At 60.4% G+C, this 24,349-nt stretch carries 17 protein-coding genes; 6 read left to right on the top strand and 11 right to left on the bottom strand.

Annotated features, from left to right (window positions below):
- Positions 1-4 precede the first annotated feature (4 nt).
- The gene (locus ACQY7R_RS24345; protein ID WP_428308148.1) at positions 5-1,300 is read right to left on the bottom strand and encodes a recombinase family protein; all 1,296 of its coding nucleotides are present in this window, start codon (positions 1,298-1,300) and stop codon (positions 5-7) included.
- A 436-nt stretch (positions 1,301-1,736) separates the two neighbouring features.
- Positions 1,737-2,057, bottom strand: a complete 321-nt coding sequence (locus tag ACQY7R_RS24340; protein ID WP_428308147.1) for a hypothetical protein — start codon at positions 2,055-2,057, stop codon at positions 1,737-1,739.
- Positions 2,058-2,519: 462 nt separating this feature from the next.
- On the opposite strand from ACQY7R_RS24340, the gene ACQY7R_RS24335 reads away from it, so the two are divergent.
- From ACQY7R_RS24335 to ACQY7R_RS24310, 6 genes are all read left to right on the top strand, one after another.
- Positions 2,520-2,612, top strand: coding sequence for a potassium-transporting ATPase subunit F (locus tag ACQY7R_RS24335; RefSeq protein WP_152097418.1), 93 nt, complete (start codon positions 2,520-2,522; stop codon positions 2,610-2,612).
- On the top strand, positions 2,609-4,378 hold the full coding sequence (gene kdpA, locus ACQY7R_RS24330; protein ID WP_428308146.1) for a potassium-transporting ATPase subunit KdpA: 1,770 nt from the start codon (positions 2,609-2,611) through the stop codon (positions 4,376-4,378). The genes ACQY7R_RS24335 and kdpA overlap by 4 nt, the downstream gene beginning before the upstream one ends.
- A gap of 68 nt (positions 4,379-4,446) precedes the next feature.
- Positions 4,447-6,519, top strand: coding sequence for a potassium-transporting ATPase subunit KdpB (gene kdpB / locus ACQY7R_RS24325; RefSeq protein WP_428308145.1), 2,073 nt, complete (start codon positions 4,447-4,449; stop codon positions 6,517-6,519).
- 12 nt (positions 6,520-6,531) lie between these two features.
- Positions 6,532-7,101, top strand: a complete 570-nt coding sequence (kdpC, locus tag ACQY7R_RS24320; RefSeq protein WP_428308144.1) for a potassium-transporting ATPase subunit KdpC — start codon at positions 6,532-6,534, stop codon at positions 7,099-7,101.
- Between the two features lie 14 nt (positions 7,102-7,115).
- A complete protein-coding gene (locus tag ACQY7R_RS24315; protein WP_428308143.1) occupies positions 7,116-9,824 on the top strand; it encodes a DUF4118 domain-containing protein in 2,709 nt (902 codons plus the stop codon).
- Positions 9,821-10,543, top strand: a complete 723-nt coding sequence (locus tag ACQY7R_RS24310; protein WP_428308142.1) for a response regulator — start codon at positions 9,821-9,823, stop codon at positions 10,541-10,543. Before ACQY7R_RS24315 ends, ACQY7R_RS24310 begins: the two co-directional genes overlap by 4 nt.
- Before the next feature lie 91 nt (positions 10,544-10,634).
- On the opposite strand, the gene ACQY7R_RS24305 is transcribed toward ACQY7R_RS24310, so the two are convergent.
- The 9 genes from ACQY7R_RS24305 to ACQY7R_RS24265 form a co-directional block, all read right to left on the bottom strand.
- Entirely contained in the window at positions 10,635-12,041 is a 1,407-nt protein-coding gene (locus tag ACQY7R_RS24305) for a DUF1501 domain-containing protein (RefSeq protein ID WP_428308141.1), read from the bottom strand.
- A 59-nt stretch (positions 12,042-12,100) separates the two neighbouring features.
- Positions 12,101-14,731 carry a PSD1 and planctomycete cytochrome C domain-containing protein gene (locus ACQY7R_RS24300; RefSeq protein WP_428308140.1) on the bottom strand — a complete coding sequence of 877 codons (2,631 nt, stop codon included), beginning with the start codon at positions 14,729-14,731 and terminating at the stop codon, positions 12,101-12,103.
- Positions 14,732-14,842: 111 nt separating this feature from the next.
- The gene (locus ACQY7R_RS24295) at positions 14,843-15,856 is read right to left on the bottom strand and encodes a DUF1559 domain-containing protein (protein ID WP_428308139.1); all 1,014 of its coding nucleotides are present in this window, start codon (positions 15,854-15,856) and stop codon (positions 14,843-14,845) included.
- Positions 15,857-16,023: 167 nt separating this feature from the next.
- Entirely contained in the window at positions 16,024-17,478 is a 1,455-nt protein-coding gene (locus tag ACQY7R_RS24290; protein ID WP_428308138.1) for a sulfatase-like hydrolase/transferase, read from the bottom strand.
- A gap of 542 nt (positions 17,479-18,020) precedes the next feature.
- Positions 18,021-18,404: an STAS domain-containing protein gene (locus ACQY7R_RS24285; RefSeq protein ID WP_428308137.1), complete on the bottom strand. Its 384-nt coding sequence runs from the start codon at positions 18,402-18,404 to the stop codon at positions 18,021-18,023.
- Positions 18,405-18,465: 61 nt separating this feature from the next.
- A complete protein-coding gene (locus ACQY7R_RS24280; RefSeq protein WP_428308136.1) occupies positions 18,466-19,467 on the bottom strand; it encodes a sulfotransferase family protein in 1,002 nt (333 codons plus the stop codon).
- A 10-nt stretch (positions 19,468-19,477) separates the two neighbouring features.
- A complete protein-coding gene (locus tag ACQY7R_RS24275; protein WP_428308135.1) occupies positions 19,478-20,368 on the bottom strand; it encodes a putative capsular polysaccharide synthesis family protein in 891 nt (296 codons plus the stop codon).
- 29 nt (positions 20,369-20,397) lie between these two features.
- Positions 20,398-22,587 carry a pyruvate kinase gene (locus tag ACQY7R_RS24270; protein ID WP_428308134.1) on the bottom strand — a complete coding sequence of 730 codons (2,190 nt, stop codon included), beginning with the start codon at positions 22,585-22,587 and terminating at the stop codon, positions 20,398-20,400.
- A gap of 105 nt (positions 22,588-22,692) precedes the next feature.
- Positions 22,693-24,069, bottom strand: coding sequence for a cation:proton antiporter (locus ACQY7R_RS24265; protein WP_428308133.1), 1,377 nt, complete (start codon positions 24,067-24,069; stop codon positions 22,693-22,695).
- Between the last annotated feature and the right edge of the window lie 280 nt (positions 24,070-24,349).

Genomic DNA, 24,349 nt, shown 5'->3' with positions numbered 1-24,349 from the left:
TCCACTAGAGTCGTAATCGTTTGCAGTTTACTTTCGACCTTTCGCAGACGCTCACGCGCAATCGCGAGTTGCCGTTCGAAGGATCGCTCAACCTGCATCTCGGCTGTGGCTGCGTCGATGATACGCTCACTTGGTCACGCTCACCCAGAATTGCTGCGAAGATTGCCTTCCCCAATTCCGCGTGCGTTAGGTTCCGATCCGCTGTAGCCTTGTTCCAGCATTCGTTGGATCGAACCCCGCTGCAGCGATACCCCCCAGTTCCACGACCATCTTGATACATTTTGCTGTTACAAACGCCGCAGTAGAAAATCCCCGATAACGGTCCACGGCTGTCGCGAGGCACTCCAACGAGTGGATGGGTACTTACGGCCGCTTTCCGCACTGCGATGCGCGCGTCGATCGCCGCGTTGGCAGCGTACCAGAGAACGTCAGTGACGATCCGCAGGTGCGGCATCTCACGCATAAGGATTTTGTCCAAATCCTTATTCTTAACGAGCTTGTGTTTCCCCGTTGAATGCTCTTTCTTGACGACGGATGTACGGAATTGCTGAATGCCGCGGTAGTCAAGTCGTCGGATGAGCGAGATTACACACTTAGCGTTCCACTCGGGTGTCGTCGAATTTGAGCACTTCGGGAGTGCTTCGGTCGTGAGCCACTCCGCAACCATCCATGGTGCGTCGCCGTTGGCGATCCGCTCGAACGTTTCGACGATAGTGTCGGTCCACTCAGGATCGATCTTATCGAAGAAGGGGCCTTCGGCCTCCTTTCCAAGGCTCGGCGGGGTCGTCGGCACTCGAAGGTAGCCGGGGCGTAGTCCACCAATTGCAGCACCTTCTTCCCACAGCCCGTCGTGCTTTCGCTTGATCCGCAGCCCGCAGATACGATTACTTCGGGCGTGATGGGAGGAAGCGTCCGTCAGTTTGTCGGGCCACGATTCATCCGCAGTATCGATGTCCTCGTTGATGATCAATACGCGAACTTCGCGGTCGAATGCGAGTCCCACCAAATCTAACGTGGGAGCTACGGCTCGGAATAAGCGACTACTTTCTTCGCAGATCAGGACATCGCACCCCCGCTGATCGACAATCCCTTTGACCTGGTCGATACCTGGCCGTCGAAGGAGCTCGCCCGATAGCTCTGCATCTGAAAACTCCATGAACTGAACGTTGCTCAGACTGCGGAGTTCCCGTAACTGCCGGCACTTCAAGAACTGGTCTTTAATCGACGAGGCATCCTGCTCCTCAGTCGAATATCTCGCATAAATTGCGACGCGTAGCGGACGCCCATCAGGAATGGGCAAGGGTGCACGTAGGTACATAATCAATCACCTTTACTCGCGAGCTGCACAGAATGAGAGGGACTTGGTGGCGCATCAAACACCCACACCCTCTCCCCGTTGCCATTTAGCCGGGACGCTATTTTTTGAAGATGTTCGACGGCGGTTCATCGGTCGGCAGTTGGGAAGAGCGACGAGTACGCACCGCTGTCCCATAAGGCTTAAAGCCATCGATTCTGTCGCGCAAATGGACGAGGAGAATCTCGCCCTCTCCGCTTTCAGCGGGCGTCAGAGTCTGTCTCAGTGAGACAGACGAAGTGGCAGAAGCTGAGAGTCCGTGACAACAAACGAGAACAGTTGAGAACGCGCAATCGTCAATGAGAAAACAACTTGCGACGCAAGTCGTTTTTAGATTTCAACTTACGAGATCGCTCTGAGCGAATCCTGTCCTCTCCGCTCTTTACGGAAGCATTGCTTCCTCAAACGGCCGCTGTAAGTCTTCTACTCGTAGAGACTTACAGCGGCCGCTTTTTTTGTTGCCCAGAGACAGGCCATGCGCATCGCTGAGCATGCTGATCGCTGAACGCCACATGCGAGCCATTGGGACGCTCCGTCCATCTTGGGAGGCACGCCATCGCTCGCCCAGCACTCGGGCGGCGCAAGGCGGCTGTTCATCGAATATTCCCTGGAATGGGACGAGGGCCGCATCAACGGTTTCCGCGGCGGTGCGGATCGCTTGGCGGAACTGATCGAACATCGGAAACCATTTGTCGTTGATCACGCCTCGGCGTAGCGCAGACTACGAGCTTCACGCCGAATAGCGGCTGCTTCGTGATCGCCAGTCAGGAATAGTAGTCCGCTTCAAATTGCTCCAGACCGCGCGCGAGAATCGAGTCTTCCGCTCTTCTGCCTTCTCGCTAAATAAATTCGTCGGGCAGACGAATCTTGCGCACTTCTCTGTTGGGGGGTATTTCCACCAACGCATGGTCAGAGCGGCTGATCTGGCGGTTTTCAATTGCCTTCTTGATGAAATCTTGACGCCGCTGCTTTGAGATTTGACGCGCGCTTGACGGCGATCTCGCGATACTTACGAAGGCGTTCAATGTTCGAGCGCTGTAAGCACTATCGCATCCCGAGTGACGTGGAACATGAATGATCTAGCAATGGCGGCGATGTTTTGCATCGGCGCCGTGCTCTCTTGGCTGATGATCGCCGCGTGCGATCGGCTGATGGGAGGCAAGTGATGAACGGCGTGGAACTGATCGCGTTGGTCCTGTCCGCCGGACTGTTTTTCTACCTGACCGCGGCGCTCGTGAAGCCGGAGTGGTTCGAATGAACGTTAATGCATGGATTCAGTTTGGCTTGTTCGTCGCGGTGCTCGCCGCGCTCGCGAAACCGTTGGGCGCGTACATGGCGCGCGTGTTGGAAGGCAAACCTTGCGGACTGGAACGCCTGCTCGGTTGGTGCGAGCGGGGAATCTACCGCATTGCCGGCGTCGACGCCGGCAGCGAGATGGGTTGGCGCCAGTATGCCTTCGGCGTTATGGCGTTCAATCTCATCGGCGTCATCGCCGTCTACGCGGTGTTGCGGCTGCAGGGAGCGTTACCGCTCAATCCTCAAGGATTCGCGGGAGCGACTCCTGACCTGGCGTTCGACACGGCGGTGAGCTTCGCCTCGAACACGAATTGGCAAAGCTACGGCGGCGAGACAACGCTGAGCTACCTGTCTCAGGCGTTCGCGCTGACGGTGCAGAACTTCGTCTCGGCGGCGACTGGCATCGGCGTGCTCGCCGCGCTCATTCGGGGATTGGTGCGTCGCAACTCGACGACGATTGGCAACTTTTGGGTCGATCTCGTGCGATCGACGCTTTACATCCTGTTGCCGCTCTCCGTCATCTGGGCGGTGGCGCTCGTTTCTCAGGGCGTGCTGCAAAACTTCGACGCCTATAAGACGGTCGAGCTTGTCGAACCGATTCAGTCGACTGACGGAGATCCGACAACGACGCAATCGCTCGCGATGGGCCCTGTTGCATCGCAGGTCGCGATCAAGCAACTCGGCACGAACGGCGGCGGATTCTTCAATGTGAACTCCGCTCACCCGTTCGAGAACCCGACGCCGCTGTCGAACTTCCTCCAAGTCCTCGCGATTCTGTTGATTCCAGCGGCGCTGTGCTGCACGTTCGGCGTCATGGTCGGCGACGCTCGTCAGGGTTGGGCGATTTTCGCCGCGATGCTGGCGATGTTTTTGCCGCTGACGCTCGGCGTGATCGTGGCCGAACAATCGGGCGTGCCGCAGTACGCGGCGATGGGCGCCGACGACGTTGTCTCGGACGCTCAGTCGGGCGGCAACATGGAGGGGAAGGAGACTCGCTTCGGGATTGTGAACTCTGCGATTTGGGCGTCGGCGACGACGGCTGCGTCGAACGGCAGCGTCAACTCGATGCATGATTCGTTCACTCCGCTTGGCGGGTTGATTCCGATGTGGCTGATGCAGCTCGGCGAAGTGATCTTCGGAGGCGTGGGCAGCGGCCTCTACGGCATGCTGATGTTCGCGATCGTCGCCGTGTTTATCGCCGGCCTGATGGTCGGCCGGACTCCAGAGTATCTCGGCAAGAAGATTGAAGCCTTCGAAATGAAGATGGCGTCGTTGGTCATTCTCATTCCGTGCTGCATGGTGCTGGTCGGAACGGCCATCGCTGTTGCAGGCCCCGGCCTGGACTATCTGTCTAGCGAAGAAGTGAAGGGGAACCTTAACAACCCGGGAGCGCATGGCTTCTCAGAGGTGCTCTACGCCCTGTCGTCGGCGGGCAACAACAACGGCAGCGCCTTCGCGGGGCTGACCGCCAACGAGCCGTTCTACAACGTGCTGCTCGGCATCGCGATGTTCGTCTCGCGGTATTGGTTGATTATTCCCACGCTGGCGATCGCCGGTTCGCTGGCACGCAAGAAGTACTCACCGCCGAGCGCTGGCACGCTGCCGACGCATCAACCGCTGTTCGTGGTGATGCTGGTGTGCACCGTGCTGCTGGTCGGGGCCCTCACGTTCGTGCCCGCCCTGGCGCTTGGGCCCGTTGTAGAGCACTTGCAAATGATCGCTTCCTGATGCGAGCGCCAGCGGTCCTCAAGGTATTCCCATTAAATCTTTAAGCGGTCTCACCAGACCGATGACCTATGTCAACTGCTCCCAAAACACGACCTCTCTTTGACCCGCCGATTGTGCGCGGCGCGGTCGTCGACGCCTTTCGCAAACTCGACCCCAGACGCCAGCTCCGCAATCCCGTGATGTTCACGGTGTTTGTAGGCAGCGTGCTGACGACCGGTCTCGGCTTTTACGCTCTCGCCAACGGCGGCAGCGAGTCGCCGGCGTTTATCTTCAGCGTTTCGGCATGGCTGTGGTTCACCGTGCTGTTCGCCAACTTTGCCGAAGCGATGGCCGAAGGGCGTGGCAAGGCGCAAGCCGATTCGCTGCGTTCGACGCGCCGCGACGTCCAGGCGAAGAAGCTTAACGAACCTCGCTACGGCGCCGGTCATCAATTGACTGTCGCATCGAGCTTGAGGAAAGACGACGTCATCTTGATCGAAGCCGGAGAGTTGATTCCCAGCGACGGTGAAGTCATCGAGGGCGTCGCCTCTGTAGACGAAAGCGCGATTACGGGCGAAAGCGCGCCGGTGATTCGCGAAAGCGGCGGCGATCGCAGCAGCGTCACTGGCGGTACGCGGGTGCTTTCAGACTGGCTCGTCGTGCGTATTACGGCCAATCCTGGCGAAACCTTCCTTGATCGCATGATCTCGCTGGTCGAAGGCGCCAAACGCCAAAAGACGCCGAACGAAATCGCGCTGAACATCTTGCTGGCGGCGATGACCATCATCTTCTTGGTGGTGTGCGCGACGCTATTGCCATTCTCGAAGTACAGCGTTGAAGCGGCAGGGCAGGGGAGTCCGATCACCGTGACAGTGCTCGTGGCGCTGCTGGTCTGCCTCATTCCGACGACGATCGGCGGTTTGCTGTCCGCCATTGGCATCGCGGGCATGGATCGCATGATCCAAGCGAACGTTATCGCCATGTCGGGCCGCGCCGTCGAAGCCGCGGGAGACGTCGACGTGCTGCTTCTCGACAAGACGGGAACGATCACCATGGGCAATCGGCAAGCCGTGGAATTGATCCCCGCCTCCGGAGTGCAGGTTCAATCGCTAGCCGACGCCGCGCAACTTGCCTCGCTGGCCGACGAAACGCCGGAAGGGCGTAGCATCGTCGTGTTGGCGAAGGAAAAGTACGGCCTGCGCGGCCGCAACGTGAACGAACTCCACGCCCAGTTCATTCCGTTTACCGCTCAAACGCGAGTTAGCGGCGTCGACTTCGACGGGCGGATGATTCGCAAAGGGGCTACCGATAGCATCGCCAAGTTCGTCGCTGAGCAGGGCGGCGCGCTCTCAGCCGATGTGCGCGAGGCTGTGGAACGCGTTTCGAAGATGGGCGGCACGCCGCTCGTCGTCGCCGACGGCGGCCGGGCGCTCGGCGTCGTTTATCTGAAGGACATCGTCAAAGGAGGCATCAAAGAGCGGTTCGGCGAACTGCGCCGTATGGGCATCAAGACGGTGATGATCACCGGCGATAACCCGCTCACTGCGACCGCGATCGCGGCCGAAGCGGGCGTCGACGACTTTCTCGCCGAAGCGACGCCGGAGGCGAAGCTCAAGATGATTCGCGAGTACCAAGCGGGCGGTCGCCTGGTAGCGATGACCGGCGACGGCACGAACGACTCGCCCGCGCTCGCTCAGGCTGACGTGGCCGTGGCGATGAATTCCGGCTCGCAGGCCGCGAAGGAAGCGGGCAACATGGTCGATCTCGATTCGAATCCGACGAAGCTGATCGAGATCGTGGAGATCGGCAAGCAGTTGCTGATGACGCGGGGATCGTTGACGACCTTTAGCCTCGCGAACGACGTGGCGAAATATTTCGCGATCATCCCCGCTGCCTTTGCGACGACCTACCCGGTGCTCAACAAGCTGAACATCATGGGACTGGCGAGTCCGTCGAGCGCGATCATGTCGGCGGTGATCTTCAATGCGTTGATCATCATCATGCTGGTGCCGCTCGCGCTGCGCGGCGTTCCCTACCGGGCCGTCGGCGCCGCGCGTTTGTTGCGGGACAACTTGCTGATCTACGGCCTGGGCGGACTGCTGGTCCCCTTCATTGGCATCAAAATTATTGACGTTGCCCTTGCCGCCTGCGGCTTGGCATAAAGGAGAATAGTCATGTTATCCCAATTTCGCCCAGCGTTGGTGGTGTTTTTGGCGCTCACGGTGGTGACCGGCGTGGCGTACCCGGTCGTCGTGACGGTGTTCGCCAACGTTGTGTTTCCTCGCCAGGCGCAAGGAAGTTTGATTGAAGTCGACGGAAAGGCCGTCGGTTCGAGCCTCATCGGCCAGGGGTTTACCGATACAAAGTACTTTTGGGGCCGACCGTCGGCGGCAAGCTACAATGGTGCGGCATCGACGGGCAGCAACCTGGGCCCGACGAATCCGGCGCAACTCGACGCTGTGAAAGGTCGGATTGAAGCCATGCAAGCCGCCCATGGAGCGGAGAAGCGAGTGCCGATTGATTTGGTAACGGCGTCGGGCAGCGGGCTCGATCCGCACATCAGCCCGGCGGCGATTGAGTACCAACTGGAACGCGTTGCCAAACAACGCGGGATGACGGTCGACGAGATTCGTCCGTTGGTCGCCCAGGCCACCGCGGGCCGAACCTTCGGGTTGCTCGGCGAGCCTCGCGTCAACGTGCTGGAGCTGAATCTCGCGTTGGACGCCGCTCAATCGGCTGACTAGCTAAGAGGAAGAACGTGACCGACTCGCGACCGAATCCCGATCAACTGCTGGCTCAACTCCATCGTGAGGAGAATCGGGCTGGTCGCGGGAGGTTGCGCATCTTCTTCGGCTATGCCGCCGGCGTGGGAAAGACTTATTCGATGCTGTCGACCGCGCAGCGCGAGCGCGCGGAAGGGGTCGACGTCGTCGTCGGCTATGTGGAGCCGCACGGTCGGGTCGAGACAGAGTCGTTGGCTGCGGGGTTCGAGGCGATTCCGTACCTGTTCGTTCCCTACCGGGGCGTTGAGCTCCGGGAGTTCAACCTTGATGCTGCGCTCGCGAGGAAGCCGGAGCTGCTGCTTGTTGACGAGCTCGCGCACACGAATGCCGAAGGCCTGCGGCACGCCAAACGCTGGCAAGACGTTATTGAGCTCCTCGACGCGGGAATTGACGTTTGGACGACGCTAAACGTTCAGCACATCGAAAGCCTGAACGACATTATCGCCCAAATCACGGGCGTCGTCGTCCGCGAAACGCTGCCGGACGCGGTGCTGGAGCATGCCGACGAAATCGAGCTGATCGACGTCACGCCGGCCGAGCTCGTCGAGAGACTGCAAGAAGGAAAAGTTTACGTTCCGAAGAAGGCCGAGCAGGCCCTGCAAAGCTTTTTTCAGAAGGGGAATCTTGTCGCGCTGCGCGAGTTATCGCTGCGGCAGGCGGCGCGGCGACTGCAGCGAGACGTCGAAGCGGCGCGCAACGAACGCGCCGTGCTGGCGCCTTGGAATACTAACGAACGGCTCCTCGTTTGCGTGGGGCCAAGCCCGTCGAGCGCGAAGATCTTGCGTTCAGCCAAACGGCTCGCGGCGTCGCTGGGCGCCGAGTGGATTGCCGTGGCCGTCAACACAGGCGTCAGCAGCGACGTTTCTAGCAAAACGGAACGAGCGACAGGCCTCAATCTGCGCTTGGCGGAGCGATTGGGAGCGGAAACGCATACGCTCATCGGACGGAACGTCGCGGAAACGCTCATCGATTTTGCCCGCGAGCGGAACGTCACGAAAATCGTCGTTGGTAAGACCGCCCAAGCCTGGTGGAAGCGGCGGCTGTTTGGAACCATCGTCGACGAGCTTCTCAAGCGCTGCGGGCCAATCGACGTGTACGTCGTCTCTGGCGACGGCGATGGACCTCCGCCAAGTCCGCAGCCAGCCGTTGCGGCAAACGTCGCCAACCGCGAGTACTATATCGCGGCGACAGTAGTAGCGACGTGTGCGATGTTGGGCGCGTTGGCTAACCATTTCGGGTTGGCTGAGACGAACATCGTCATGTTCTTCCTGGCCGGGGTGGCGCTGGCGTCGACCCGCTTGAGCCGCGGTCCGTCGATCGCCATGACGGTCGCCAGCGTTATTGTTTTCGATTATTGCTTCGTTCCGCCGCACTTTACGTTTTCGGTGAGCGACAGCGAGTATCTGATCACGTTCGGCGTTATGCTGGGCATTGGCTTGCTCATTGTCGGGCTTGCATCGCGGCAGCGGGCTCAACTGGTCGCCTCGCAACAACAAGAGCGGCGAACAAGCCAATTGTTCCGCATCACGCGCCAATTGAGCGAACTCTCGGGGACCGAGTTTCTCGTGCGAACGGCCGGCCGGCAGTTGGAGGAGATCTTCAACGGCGAAACGGTGCTGTATGTTCGCGATTCAGCTGGCCGGTTGACGCTAAGGTACGGCGAGGGGACGTCGATCGCGTCATCGCCGCATAACAAGGACGTCGCGCAGTGGGTCGCCGACAAAGGGAAGATCGCGGGCGCCGGCACCGACACCTTACCAAATGCGACGGCGACGTTCGTCCCGCTCATCGGTTCGCAAGAAACGATCGGCGCCGTAGGGGTGCGGCCGACAGACAGCAACAAGTTCCTCGACCCGGAACAACAACGGTTGCTCGAAACTTGTGCGAGCCTCCTGGCGCTCTCGATCGAGCGCGACAACTCGGTGCTCACGGCTCAACACGCGCAAACTCAGGCGGAAACGGAGAAGCTCAGGAGCTCGCTGCTGAGCGCCGTCTCACACGACATTCGCACGCCACTGGCCGGAATCGCGGGAGCGAGCAGCGCGCTTGCCCTGGCTCACGATTCGCTCGACGCGAAAACGCGCTCGGAGCTGTTGGCGACTATTAACGAAGAAGCGGAGTCGCTTTCGCGGCTCGTGGAAAAATTGCTGTACATGACGCGACTGTCCAGCGGAAAGGTCCATCTCGACCGGCAGTGGCATCTGATCGAGGAGGTCATCGGCTCCGCATTGACTAGAATGGAAAGACAGCTGGGCGATCGAAAGATCGAGACGACGCTGGACGCTGCTCTTCCCATGGTTAACATCGACGCTTCTTTGGTAGAACAACTGCTGATGAACTTGGTGGACAACGCGGCCAAGTACTCGCCGCGCGAGTCCGCGATCGAGGTGTCTGCTCAAGGCCGCGGCGATTACGTCGAGATCGAAGTGGCTGATCGCGGCAGAGGCTTTCAACCTGGCGACGAGCAAAAAGTGTTCGATTTGTTTTATCGCGGCGAAACGGCTAGGCCCGATCAACGGGGCACCGGCATCGGCTTGGCGATTTGCCGCGCGGTCGTCGACTTGCATCAGGGGCAAATCGAAGCGAGCAATCGGTCGGGCGGCGGAGCAATGGTGCGCGTGGAACTGCCGTGCGGCGGCGTTCCGCCAGCGCCGATTGAATCGGCAGGAGAAGCGACGCCATGATTGGATCGCGACCCCTGGTGGCAGTTATCGAGGATGAAGCCCCGATTCGACGTTTTTTGAAAGCGTCGCTGGAGGTTGAAGACTTTGCCGTCGCGGAAGCGAGCGACGGCCGCGAAGGGCTGCGCATCATCACGCAGCAAGCGCCCGCGATCATCTTGCTCGACCTCGGCCTGCCGGATGTGGACGGCGTCGAGATCATTCGGCAAACGCGCGAATGGTCGATGGTTCCGATTATCGTCATTTCCGCCCGCGGCGAAGAAGCTTCGAAGGTTGCCGCCCTCGACGCCGGCGCCGACGATTATCTTTCCAAGCCGTTCAGCGTCGCGGAATTGCTCGCGAGAATTCGGGCGTCGATGCGTCGCGCGACGCGGCCTTTGCTGAAGGACGCTGACGACAAACCGTTGCTGCTTGGCGACCTCGCCATCGACTTGCCGAGCCGAAAGGTGAGCAAAGCGGGGCGGGAGCTACGATTGACGAAGATCGAATTCGACTTGCTTTCAATCTTGGCACGTAATCTGGGCAGGGTGATCTCTCACCACCAGCTCATTCGCGACGTGTGGGGACCGCGAGCGCCGCACGAACCGCACCATGTGCGAGTATTCATGGCGACGATTCGAAAAAAGATCGAAGACAACCCGAGCCAGCCGAAGTATTTGGTGACAGAGCAGGGGGTCGGCTATCGCTTGCGGGATTTGCGTGCGGACGTCGACAGCAACTGAAATTTTTCTGCGAATACCGCTGCAAGCGATGGCTCCAATCTGGTGGAGACGATCGATTCGCTGGAGTAAGACCCTAGCGGCGCAGACTCGCTCAAGACGACGCGAAGATTTCAGTCGCCACGTTTCCTCCTACGTCGGTCAGGCGGAAATCTCTGCCGGCGTAGTTGTAGGTCAGGCGCTCGTGATCGAGTCCCATTAATGCGAGCAGCGTGGCGTGAAGATCCATGGTGTGCATCCGTCCTTCAACGGCGTGACGGCCGAGTTCGTCGGTGGAGCCATGCGTGTAGCCGGCCTTCACTCCGCCGCCGGCTAGCCACATGGGGTAGCCGGTAATGTTGTGATCGCGGCCGTCGGGACCTTGCGAGGTGGGAAGCCGACCGAATTCGCTGCCGAAGAGGACGAGCGTTTCGTCGAGCAGGCCGCGCTGTTCGAGGTCGGCTAGCAAGGCGGCCGTCGGTTGGTCCGTGGCGGCGGAGTTTTTGATGAGGTCTTTGTGTAGGTTGTTATGCTGATCCCAGCCGGGGTGGCAAATCTCCACGAAGCGAACGCCCGCTTCGCTCAGACGGCGGGCCATCAGACACTGCCGGGCAAAACTGCCTGCAGGTCCGTCCTTCACTCCGTAGGCGTCGCGAACGTGCTCCGGTTCGCGCGAGAGGTCGAGCAGTTCCGGCACCTTCGTTTGCATCCGAAACGCCAGCTCGTAAGACTCGATGACTCCTTGTAGATGATCGGGCGCACTCGGCGAGGCGGCAAGGTCGCGATTCATCGACTGGAGGAGATCGATCTGTCGCCGTTGGAGTCCAAGGTCAGTCTTGGCCTGAAGGTTCGGCACGTAGCCGACGTCGTTGATTTTCATCCCCTGGTAGTAAGCTGGTAGAAACGCGCTGCCGTAGTTGCCGGCGCCGCCGAAGCTGGGGGGCGGGTTGATCGAAATGTATCCCGGCAGGTCTTGGTTCTCCGTACCCAGACCATACATCATCCAAGCGCCCATCGAGGGGCGCGTAAGCGATGCGAGTGCCGTGCCGGTATGGAGCTGGATAACCGCCTGCGGATGCGCCGGCGTATCGGTGTGGAGTCCGCGCAAGAAGCAGAACTTATCGACATGCTGAGCCGTGTGCGGGAAGAGTTCCGAGACCCACGTTCCGGTTTGACCATGTTGAGCAAACTTGAACTTCGACGCCGTGAGCTTGCCGCCGCCGGGAGCGACCTTGCCGTCGTTGCGTTGAAGTTCTGGCTTGTACTCCCACGTATCCATTTGGGAGATCGAGCCTTGCATGAACAGGAAGATGATGCGTTTGGCGCGGACCGGGAAGTGAGATCCCTTGGGAGCAAGCGGCCCTTTCGTCTCGGTCGCCGCGGCTCCGAATGCACTTGGTGCGTGTCGGCCCAGCATGCCGGCGAGCGCTAGGTAGCCGAACCCGGCGCCAGCCCCGCGCAGCAGTTGCCGGCGCGAGACTCCTGGGAAGCCGACTGCGGCACGTTGTTGAGAACTGGACATGGCCATTTCCGCTCGTTCATGGACGATGCATGAGGGGATGGGTCGCAATCGATGTGGCGTTACTTCAAGTAACGGCATTCAACGGAGCCAAAGAGCGCCTGGCAAAAGGTCATCCACGCAGCAGTGCGCGGCGAGATTGGCCCAAGCGACTCTGCCTTCACCGGGGCGTCGGAGTAGACTATCTGATCAGGGTCGGGCGGCGGCTCTTCGGCGACTTTCGGAGTTGAAGCACCAGTCGTCGCCAGAGCATCATTCAGTGGGGCTGCAGCGCTACCTGCCCCTCGCGACGGCGTTGAAACCAGTTGTCGCTCGATGCCGCCATTCGCCGCGACGGCCTCCTCAAACTCTCGCAAATATTCTGCTGCACGGGTCGCTTCGTCCGCGGTCGCGTTTCTGCCAAGGATTTTGCGGTACGCTTGGTTCACCCGAGCCGCATCGTCGAGAGCTTCTCCCTCCAGCAACTGCTGCGACAGGTTTAGCGACTGTCTGCGAATAAATGGATCGTTGAGCAGATACAAACATTGGGTCGCAACCGTCGTAACGTCACGATTGCCGGAAACCATTCCCTGCTCGGCGAAATCGAAAACCTGCAGCGAGGTGGGCGTAAGGCTGCGAACCAGGGGCAGGTAAACGCTGCGATGCTGGCTCTCGTTAGCCGCTTCTTCGATATTGCGAGCGAGGCGGCTGTTGTTTTGCAGTTCCATGACGCGAAGTTCGGTTACTGGCGACCCCTCCGGTCGGCTCGCGATGAGCTTGCCAGCGGCGGCGAGGGTGGCGTCGCGGAGTTCCTCGGCATCGAGCCGTCGCGGCGTGTGCCGCCAGTTCCAGTGGTTGGCGGGGTCGACGGCGACATTCGATGGCACTGTGGTCGAGTCGAGTTGATACGTTCGCGTCAGCACGAGCCGGCGGACCAATCGCTTGATCGACCAGCCTTCGTCGACGAAGCTCGCAGCGAGGTGGTCGAGCAATTCAGGATGCGTCGGCACGTCTCCGGTTGTGCCGAAGTTGTCGACGCTCGACACGATGCCGCGGCCGAACAGGTGGCGCCAAACGCGGTTGACAATGACCCGCGAAGTCAGCGGGTTGTCTCGGCTCGTCAACCACTGGGCCAATTCGAGCCGGCCGCTTTGTTCTGCGGGAATGGCAGGTGCGTTGGGAATCTGCACGAGGGCAGGGAAGCCCCGCGGCACCACCGGCCCAAGCAGTTCGGCTTCTCCGCGAATGCGATATTCGGTGTCGCCGACTTCCTTCGCATCGCGAACCCCGACGGCAGCCTGCCCCTGTAGCGACGGATCGCTCAACTCCAGATACGCTTGTTGCGCTTCGTCGAACTTCACGCGAAATGCGCGTTGCTTGGGTCGACCATTCGGACCGCGCGAGAGGCCTTCGGGCGTGCCGCGAATCGCTTCCCACGCCGCTTGCGCCTCCTCAAGCCGCGCTTTGGCCTTGGCGACCTTCGCAGCCGGCGGAGCTTTCACCTCGCCGCCAAGTCGCAGGAGCGCCTGCGGATCGTAGTAGTCGAGACCGCCGCCGCCCATCTTGTTGCGAACGCCTGCGCAGAGTTCGCTGCTGCGGAAAATGCCGGCAAGTGCGTAATAGTCGCGAGCCGGAATCGGGTCGAACTTGTGATCATGGCAACGCGCGCAACTCGCCGTGAGCGCCAAGACCGAGCGGCTCACCGTATCAATCTGCTCGTCGACGTTGTCCATGATGAAGCGAACTTTGAATCGCTGGTTGACGTCTTTCACGCCGAGCGCCAAAAAGCCGGTGGCGATGAGCTGCTCGCGGCGTTGCTCTTCCGAGGCGGCCGGCATCAAATCGCCGGCGATTTGTTCGCAGATGAATTGGTCGTACGGTTTGTCGGCGTTGAACGAGTCGATGACGTAATCGCGGTACCGCCAGGCGTGAGGCAGCGGCACGTTGCGCGACGAGCCGGTCGATTCGCCGTAGCGAGCCACGTCGAGCCAGTGGCGGCCCCAACGCTCCCCAAACGCGGGGGAAGCGAGCAAACGGTCGACAACCTGCTCATACGCATCGGGCGATTGGTCGGCGAGGAAGGCGTCGACTTCCGCTAAGGTCGGCGGCAGCCCAGTGAGGTCGAACGTCACCCGTCGAATCAGCGTGAGGCGATCCGCGTCCGCGACCGGCTGAAGGTTCTCGGCGTTCAGTTTGGCGAGAACGAAATGATCGACCGCGTCGCGAGGCCATGACTCGGGCTCCGCCGTCGGAGGCTCGACGGATTGCAGCGGCTGCCAGGCCCAATGTTCGCGGCGCAAACGGTCGTATTCGGCGTTTGGCGCCGACACGTCGATTGCAGCTTGCTCGCTCGGCCAAGCGGCGCCGTCGGCGATCCATTGCGTGAGATCGGCGATTTGCTCGGGCGACAATTGTTCGCCCGGCGGCATTTGCAGTCGCTTGTCGGCGTAGCTCACCGCCCGCAGCAGCAGACTCTCCTCCGGTTTGCCAGGCACAACGGCGGCAGCGCGGTTGCCGCCTGCAATCAGGCCGTTGCGATCGTCGACGCGGAGACCGCCTTGCGCGTTCGTGTCGGCCGAGTGGCAGGTGTAGCAGTTTTCCACCAGCAGCGGGCGAATCTTCTGTTCGAAGAATTCGAGTTGCTCGGCTGTGTGCTCAGCGCGGCAGAATGCGCTGCTGGTGAAGCTGAATGCAACAGCTGCCCATAGGAGCATCCTGCCGCCTATCGTCTGCCGCCATTGGCGTCTTGTCGGCGCTACACATTGGCTTACGGTGTTCATGGGTCGATCGCATCCTGCGGCGGTTGTGACAATCATCGCACGCGTTCACAGCTCGCTGCCGACGGCTTCCTCGCCGTCGCGAGATCCAAGTGCGCGCCAGACGGCCGGTTCGACTCCGTCGGTCGCGAACTGTAAGCTTCCGTCGACTCTGACGACGTTCACGCCGCCGGAGTGCCAACTCGTCGCGGTCGTGGCCCCGCCATTAGCATTGAAGTTGGCGCCGAGATTCCCGCCAGCGCTGTCGCGTGAGCAACTCCGCTCATTGGGCGGAAGGATGTGGTTGTAGCGCGAGACGGCGTAGTTGCCGAGCGGCCAGTTGCGTCCGCCGCGTGAGAACTGAGATTGAGCCTTGTTCATCGTCGAGACATTGAGCGCCAGGCACGCTGTGGCGACTTGGTCGGCCGAGGCGTTGCCCTCCGAAATGCGGAACCAATCGCTAGCAACTTCTACGGCCGTATTGTCTCCGTCGCCGCGCACCCGCTCGCTGAACAGCGCCGTGTGCGCCGTGCCGTCGATGACGTCCTTGAGTCGAACCGCACGATTGGTGATAAACACGCCGTTGTTGCGTTCGATCTGAGTCTTCGGCAATCCAGTACCAGTCATTTCACCGGTGTCGTTGCCGGCATTGGCGCGGTAGCTATTGCGACCCCAACCATCCTGATTGTCTGCTAAGGGAGTATCAGCCAAGCGATCCATTGAGTCGGTGGGGCAGACAAACCCCGCAATGTCGAGTAACCGCGCATCGGCCTCGGCAACCGCTTTTTCAAAATCGACGGTGTTGTAGATAGTGGTTTGCTCAAGGTACGGAAGCAGCTTCGAATGGACGCCCCAGGCGCCAGGCAATTGCCGTCCCATGGGGAGCGATTTATTCGCCCCCTCGAAATTGAGGGCCGCGAGTCCGACCTGACGAAGCCGATTCGCACAGTCGCTACGACGGGCTGCTTCCCTAGCAGCCTGCACCGCTGGGAGCAACATCGCGACCAGCACGCCGATGATCGCGATCACGACGAGCAGTTCCACGAGCGTGAAGCCGGAAATTGTTTGCTGTTTGGTTCTCATTTTGGATTCAACTTCTGACGCGCTTCCTGCGAAGCCTGGGAGTATCGGCCGTTGATTCGACGGCGCTGAGCTAACAGCCCTCGGTGATCGCAATACAAACTGCGGAGACTAAACCGTCGGCCAGCGAGCCTGGCCGACGGTCGCTGCGAAACGACGCGATCTGCATCTCAGCTAGGATTTGCCGCTGGCGCCGGTGTAACAGTAGGGGTGGCCTTTGCACGGCGTTCAGCGCGGGCGGCCCGTTGCGCCGCATTCTGCTGACGGCCCTTGCGTTGGCCTCCCTTCCAAAGCGGCTTGGCAAGCTGCTTGTCCCACTCGTCGTAAGCGGCGGCGAGCTCCTTCACGACTTCAGGCTTGGCCGAAGCGAGATCTTGCTGCTCGGCGACGTCGGCGACGACGTCGAACAGCTTCGGCGCTTGGTTCGCCTGTTGACGCAGCTTGTAGTTACCTTGGCGGATCGCATGTTGCGGACCCGCGCGCCAATAGAGCGACTTGTGCGGCGCCGCTTGCTTCTCGCCAAGGACGTAAGGAACGATGTTCACCCCGTCGATGGGGCGTTCCGGCGAACCGAGCGTCGCGCCGGCCAACTCAGCGGCCGTCGCGGGGATGTCGAGCGAGATCACCGGTTGCTTGTAGACCGATCCGGCCGGAACTTTGCCTTTCCATTGCAGGACGAACGGCACGCGGATGCCGCCCTCGAGCACCGTCGCTTTATCGCCGGTGAGCGGGGCGTTGTTGCTGCCATTTCCTTGCTGTGGGCCGCCGTTGTCGCTAATGAAGAACACCAGCGTATTCTCTTCCTGTCCCGATTCTTGCAATGCCTTGAGAACGTCGCCGACGGCGTCGTCGAGGCCGCTCAAGAGGCCTGCGTAAGCGCGACGCTTCGGATCGCTGATCTTCTCGAAGCGAGCCAGGTGCTCGGCATCGGGTTGCAGCGGATTGTGAACCGCGTTGAAGGTGAGTTGGAGGTAGAAGGGATCGCCCTTCTTTTGGCGTTCGATGAACGCCGCCGCCTCTTCGCCGAAGGCCGACGTCAGGTGGGCGGGAGTTTCGATCTCCTCGTTGCCGCGGAAGATTGGTCCGCCGCCGGCAGTGTTCTTGTCGTTCGGCACGTAGGGGTGAGCACCGCCGAGGAAGCCGTAGAACTCATCGAAGCCGCGTTGCTGCGGTCGCAGCTTTTCGTTCGAGCCGAGATGCCACTTACCGACGAGCGCCGTTTTGTAGCCGACCTTCTTCAGTGCGTCGGCAATGGTTGATTCGCTCAACGGCAGCCCGAGGAGCGTGCCGGCGGTTTGGTCGACGCCGCCCGGATTAAATTCGTGGCCGAAGCGCTGTTGGTAGCGCCCCGTCACCAATCCTGCGCGAGTCGGGCTGCAAACGGTTCCGGTGACGTAGCCGTCGGTAAAGCGAACGCCGTTCTTCGCGAGGCTATCGATGTGCGGCGTTGGCACATCCTTGCCGCCCTGGAAGCCGAGGTCGCCGTAACCAAGGTCGTCGGCAACGATGACGATAATATTCGGCTTGGAAGTTGGCGGCGCCGCCGACTCGGCCGCGAACGAAGGGCCAGCTAACGCGGACAACAGTGAGAGCGTCGCCAGTAGCAGGCGCTGAGAGGGCTTCATGGAAATCTCCAAATGAGTGAAGTCGTGGCTGCGGCGACTGAACAAGTCGCCAATATCCTGCCAGCAGAGACTGCCGGCGTGAGAATGCGTCTGGGCGAATTTGCGAGACGCGTCCTAGTTGCTAACGACAACAGCAACAACAGGACGGCAGCCGAGGCGGGTGCGGCAGGAAGGCGATAGCGGGAATGTTGGGGAGATGCATCGTGCAAGAATCCTGATCTTGGCAGCGAGCTTCCGGCTTCCCAGTAGGCTACGCAGAGACGAATTGCGGCCGCCGCACTGCTAGCGGTCGGCGGGCAGAGCGGGAGCCCTGCGGCGAACGACGTTAACGCAGCATTGCGCGCTCAACTCGTCGCCGCGCTGGGGAAACGCAAACGTCGTACCGCTCCGGTGGCGAACGTCGAAACTGCGCCAAGTCGGCGGAATTTGGCCGCGGCACATGGCGAGATTCACGCCACCGTGAGATCGGATGGAGTTTCCCAGCGTCGTTGCTGGGAAGCCGGCGCCCGGCGAGGGGCTGCAGCGGCACGAACACCCGTCGCCTAGGCCAGCACTGCCTGACTTACGTGGGCAACCGCACGTCGCTTGGTACGAAACTCCGGAATGAACTGCTCGATATCAGAGAAGAGGTAGGCCCGCCGCGGGTGCCCCTTCAGTCCGCACACGGCAATCCGGCTTCCCGTGCCGTGGAGCACGTTGCCGGCAGTAAACGCCAATTGCAGAATTCCGTACGTGTGGTTTGTGTACCGCACCTGCGACAAATCGAGAACGAATCGGCGATCCCCCGCAGCAACCGCCTCAGCGAGCGTTTGAGCGAACTCTTTGCGAAGATGCTCCTTCGGATTGAGTCGCCCGACGGTGATTGTCACGATCCGCACGCCGTCTTCCAGTCGGCTGTCAATCCAGTTCGTCTCGTTGTCAGACATTGCGTGACTCGCCAAAGAATACGGTTCGTGAAACAAAGAGGCCTGACGTGCGGTTGCCGCGTTACGTCGTTCCGGCCGTCGCGGCGTGAGGGTTCGCTTCAATCCATTGCATCGTCGGCTCGACCATTCGGCGCAATCGTTGAAGTTCCTCAGGGAAGCAGTCCTGCATCGCGGGACCAATCCGTCCCGGTTCGAAATTCCGACGCACGAACTCGATCGCCTGCGGCGAGATTTCCAGGCCGAGAAAATCGTAGATGCGACGCAAATCGTCTTCGCAGAAAGTTTCGATGCGACATTCGATGTATCGTCCCGGCGGCAAGCTGCGACCAAACTGGCACGCCAGTTCGACGGACGTCCTCCATTGCAAAAAGCAAACGTCGAGCAGATCCATCTCTTGCCGCATTGCCGACATCGCCGGCAGCCGCACGCCAACCACCGGCATCCCGACGACAGGCAGCAACCATGGAGGAGCCAAATGCCTGATCGCTTCCATGGCCATGTAAGGCGCCTGCTTCCATCGCAGCTCCTTCGCGCGCCGCGCCATGAAACTATCGCGGAGCTTGGGAGTATTCGACCGCAGCGATCTCGCGACGACGCCGTAGAAGCGACGCATGGAGAGGACGTTGTCGACGCCGTCTCGAATGAAGTGGACGAAGCGACAATCAGGAAACACGCGGTCGACGAAAGGGAGGCGCACTGAGTTGCCAGGCGTGACGTCGATGTAGCGTTCCTTGCCGGCCTTGCGCACGACCGAGGCGAAGCGTGCGCGGATGTCGGCAATGACTTCCGGCCGGGCATGGCGGGCCTGGAGCGCATCGGAGAGACGATCGTTGCCATGCTTCCAAATCAACCGCGGTTCGTGCGCGACCGCCAATCGCGGATGTTGCGCGATTGCGTCACCGAGAAAATTCATCCCGCTGCGGCCGGCGCCGACGACGATAATCGGCTGTTGCAAGAGTTCGTTGTCGCTGCGGGCAATCATGCGCAGCGCATGCTCGATCCCCTGCGTAGTCGCCCCGGCTGCGGCGTCGCCAATCGATTTGTCGTCGCTCGGAGGAGCCATGGTCGTCATGCTAGGGAAGTCTCGGTTCTGCGGAAGCGTAACGGCGAGTTGACCGTGGGCTGCCAGGCGTTTCAGGGATAGTTGGTTCAGCAGCCCACTTAGCACGGCTAGCGCTGAGCTCACGGTCGCCAATGAAGTGCTTTACAAGCTTGGAGTCAGCAATCGCATCCCAATGTTGCGGTGGAACCCAAACCTGCTTCTTCAATTCACTGTAGTGCTGCCGATACGCCGAATGTTCGCCGGCAACGCCTGGTTTTCCGGTCGCGCCCGCCGGCCGTCCGTCGATCTGGAAGCCAGACAAGCCAAGAAACTCGGCAACTGCCGCCGCCTTGGCTTCGTCAGGTAATTCAGTTCGCAGCAACAGCAGTTCGAAACCGCCCGCCGCGATTCGGCCATAGCCGAGTGTTTTGTCAAACGGGTAGGCGAAGACGTCGATTCCCAGAGCGACCTTAAGCTCCGAGTCGAACCAGTTTAGTTCGCGGCGGTACTCGCCTCCATCCAGGTACTGTCGTTGAAATCGATCAGTCAATTCGGCGGCGCTAACGTTAAGAGCCGCGGCGAGCGAGCGACCTTCCGCCGTTGGTTTGTCGATGAATTCTTGCCTCGCGAAGGTCGACAGCAAGTTGTCGATGGGATTTCGGATAAGCGAAATAAACTTTGCCGGCTTCCGCGGGGCGACGACGTGCCGCGAGGCCCAGCGCGCGCTTCCCGAAAGTTTCCCCTCAGCGATCTTTGCGGGGTCGAGATAGTGAGTCGCGATCGCGTGAGTTCCAGCGCTGTGCAGCGCGTGGTACAGCGCAACGCTTCCGGTCCGTTCTTTGGAATAAACGATCGTCGGCGCTCGACCCGTTAGATAGAGGCGACTTGAAAGCTGAGCGTACTTGAGCAGCGAACGGAGCATGATTCGCACAGACGTTGAAAAACTGAATGCTAGTCAATAAACAACGGCTGACCGCTTCCCTGCATCTCGAGCAGCCAGTTGGAGATGTCAGATCGCATACACCAATCGGGAACGGCTTGCCCTTGCACCAAAAGGTCCCTGACAGCTGTTCCGGAGATGGCTCTGCCGTCGCCGAGAGTCGCCGATTCGATCGTATCGTCTGCTTCGTCGGAGAAATGGACCGAGTCGAAAAACACCGGCGTGATGCCAATGTCGCCGAGTTCCTCGAACAAATCGCGATTCTGATTTGCCGTATAAAATCCGCCGACGCCGGTGTGATCGCGACCCAACACGAAGTGCGTGCAGCCGAAGTTCTTGCGACAGAGCGCGGTGAACACGGCTTCGCGCGGGCCGCAGTAGCGCGAGTAGGTGCTAAACGCCGCCAGCAACGCATTCGGCACGCGGGCGGAGATTAGGCGCTCGTAAGCTCCCATCACCGCTTGCTGGGTGAAGTCGCCCACTTTCTTCGGCCCGATGACTGGGTGGATAAAAATCCCATCGGCGCTCGCCCGCTCGCACGCATTGGCAATCACATGCTCATGCCCACGGTGCGGCACGTTGCGCGTGTGGAACGCGACGATCTTCGTCCAGCCTTTGATATCGAATACCATCCGCGTCTGCTGCGGCGTAAGCTGATAGGGCGAGCGGGCGACGCTCGCGGGCCCCAAATACTCGATCGGGCCCCCCAGCAGCGTCACGCCTTTGCTCATGAACCTGGCGACGCCAGGGTGGGCGCGATCCGCGGTGCCAAACCACCGCTTCGCGACGTTCTCCAACTCGATTTCGTACTTGTCTTCGAGATGGAGAATGGCCGTCGATTCGCCCGTTCGCTGGTCGATTAGTCGGATCGACTGCCCGGGCTGGAAGGCTGCGAACTCTTGCGACTTTCCCTGGAGGACAATCGGCATCGTCCAAATCTGGCCATCGGGAAGCCGATGGCGGTCCAAAACGCCTTCGAGTTCGTCGCGCGTCATGAAGCCTCGCAACGGCGAATAGACGCCGTGGGCGATTTGCTCGACGTCCATCGCCGTTTCGAGATCGATTTCGATTGACGGATATCGCGACGAATGACGGCGAGCCGCGCTATCCTGCGACAACGCCACGGGCAACGGCACCGGTGGCGAAGCTTCGCCGTGCGGCGATGGGAGCAACACCGAGCCGCCGTCCAACAGATCGGCAATTCGAAATCCTTCCAATGAACGGCGATAACGCTCGATCAGCCCAAGGACGATGTCGACAGTGCGAACGGGATGGCTGCCGATCGCTGTTTCCGCAGCGAGCACCAAGCCGTTCGCGCCGTCGAGCATCGTGTTGACGATGTCGTTCAACTCGGCGCGCGTCGGCTTGCGGTTGACGATCATCGACTCGAGCAGATTGGTCGCGACGTTTACCGGCACCTTCGCGATGTTCGCCTTGCGAATGATCGCTTTCTGCAGGAAGGGCAGATTCTCGAGCGGCACTTCGCGTGACAAATCGCCGCGATCGATGAGAATCTCGTCCGTTTCCGTCAAGATGGCGTCGATGTTTCGCACGCCGCGTTTGCTTTCGATCTTGGAGATGATCGTCGAATCGGGCCCTACCAACTCTCGCAGTTGCTTGACATCTTCGGCCGAGTTGGCGAACGACAGGGCGAAGTGTCGGACGCCGTACTCCAAACCGATTTTCACGGCTTGAATATCCTTCGCGGAGAGCGGCGGCAACACGGGCGCCGGGTCGACCGTTACGGCCTTATTCGAGCCGATGCGACCGCCGTTCAGGACCACCGTATCGACGCCGTCCGCATTCGCCTGCAGGACGAGCAGCACGACGCCGTCGAAGTCGACGCCGATCAGCGTGTTGGGTTTGAGATTCTCGAATACGCTTGGCGGCGTGAGCGTGAATCGACCGGCATTGCCCGCAATCGACTCGGCCGTGAGCACGACATGCTGCCGATCGTGAACCTCCGCATCGGCGGCCATCGTTCCGGTGCGAACCTGCGCGCCTTCGGTATCCAGGCAAACCGGAACGTTGGAAAACGATTGAATCGTGCGAATCGTTTCCGCGACGCGATCGAGCGGCGTGTGCGAGAGATTGATGCGAAATAAATCGACGCCGCGCGACTGCAAGCGCTCAATCGTGCCACGATTGAGCGACGACGGTCCGAGAGTACAGAGGACGCTAACAATTCGGCGAACTGGCATTGAATTACTCAGATGGGGCGGACGGGAGAGCTGCTCTGGACCTCAAGCGGAGACTTGTCAGGAGCGAATCTAACCCGGACGGCATAAGGGACGGACCAAAGTGTTTCAAGAAACCGAAGCGCTCGCGTTGGCGGTAGCGAGGCGTTGACCTGCCGGAAGCGGTGAGAGCAGCGGCTCAGGCGCTTCGTCGTTGTCGGTGGATAGCAACGGCCAGCCGCGACTCAATACGTAACGGAGCCACAGCCCGGCCATCTGCGAAGTGATGATCGCCGTCAGCACGAGCGTCGTGTAGAACGCGGCGCTGATGATGCCGGCGTCGAAGGCCACGCTGGCCAACACAATTCCCGGCCCGCCGCGGGCGTTGGTAGTGATGGCGAGGTTGAGGATGTCGAGGCGGCGGAAACCCGCGAGTCTCGCCGCGAGCCCGACCGAAATGAGCGACAGGAGCGAACTGCCTAGCAAGAAAGCAACGAGCATCGTCGGCGAGAAGTCGCGGCCGAACACCAGGCGGTAGCCAACCAACGCGAAGTAAACCGGGATGAAGATGCCGTAGGAAAATTTGCTAATTGATTCGAGCGCGTCCGCGTAATGCTCGCGTTCGCCGCCGGCGATTCCGCCCGCCAACCCGAAGCCGGCGAGGAACGCGGCAAAGACTAGGTTCACTCCCAGGTACGCGGCCAAGCCGACGTAAGCGAAGAGAATCACGATGGCGTAAGCGAGCCGCGACGCACGCAAGAGAATATTCCAGCGAGCGTTACCAAGCACCCGCAACACGTGCGGCATGAGCAAGATCGCCGCGCCCATGAAGGTGAAGGTGATGATCAAGTGCTGAGCCGTTGAGCCGACGATGTTTTGTTCGGCGAGGGAAGTCTGGCGCGTGAGCGCGGTGGCAACGGCAAGCACGCCCCAGAGGGCGATATCTTCAAGAACGGCCGAGCCGAGTATCAAGCTCGCGAAACGCGTGTGAAGAATTCCCAAGTCGTTGAAAATTCGCGAGATGACTGGGATCGACGTGACCGCGACCGCACTCGCCAGCACTAGCAGCGCCGAAATCGCTACGCCCTGAACGCCAACCAGCGGGCCAACCGGGATGATGCCGGCGAGGCCGAGGCCCATCACGAGCAGGAATGGCAACGGCGTGCCGATGCCGAGAATCCAGGCGGTCTCGCGGCGATTCTCCTTCGAAAGCAAACGTTTCACTTGGCTGCCGGAAATGAACATCAGCAGCAAGATGCCAAGCCAGTAGATGAAGCCGAGAATTACCTTGGTGCGATCTTCCCCCAGGGCAGGGTTGACGAAGAGGAAGTCGGAGACTTGCGGCGCCAGCTTCTTGAGAACAAATGGCCCCAGCAGAATGCCGGCAACGATCTCGCCTACGAGCCGCGGCTGACGGAGGCGTTCGAAAAGATAGCCCAGCACGTGGACGAAACAGAGAAACACCCCAAAGGTGAGGATCAGCGTGCCGAGTTGTTGTTCAGTCATGGTTGGCGTGGAAATTTGCTGGGGGAACGCCCAAATCTGCTGGCTGGCGTCGTTCGTATGTTGTTTTGCCGGTTGACTTTGCGGGCGATGGAGAGAAGCCTCAAATTCGGAACAGACGGGAGACGACACTGCTTTTAGGGCATTTGCCACCTGAGCAAGCGGAGCGATTGCCACCGTGCTGAAGACGCTGGCGGAGAAACGTTAAGCTCAGGCTAAGGATGTGTTAGCAATGTCGATGCCAGTGACCAAATGGGTAGTTCTGGAAGGAATTATCCTGTTA

This window comes from Lacipirellula sp. (assembly GCF_965279485.1).
GTDB lineage: Bacteria > Planctomycetota > Planctomycetia > Pirellulales > Lacipirellulaceae > Lacipirellula.
The sequence above is the reverse complement of the archived record's forward strand: the minus strand, read 5'-3'. Positions and strand labels throughout refer to the sequence as shown.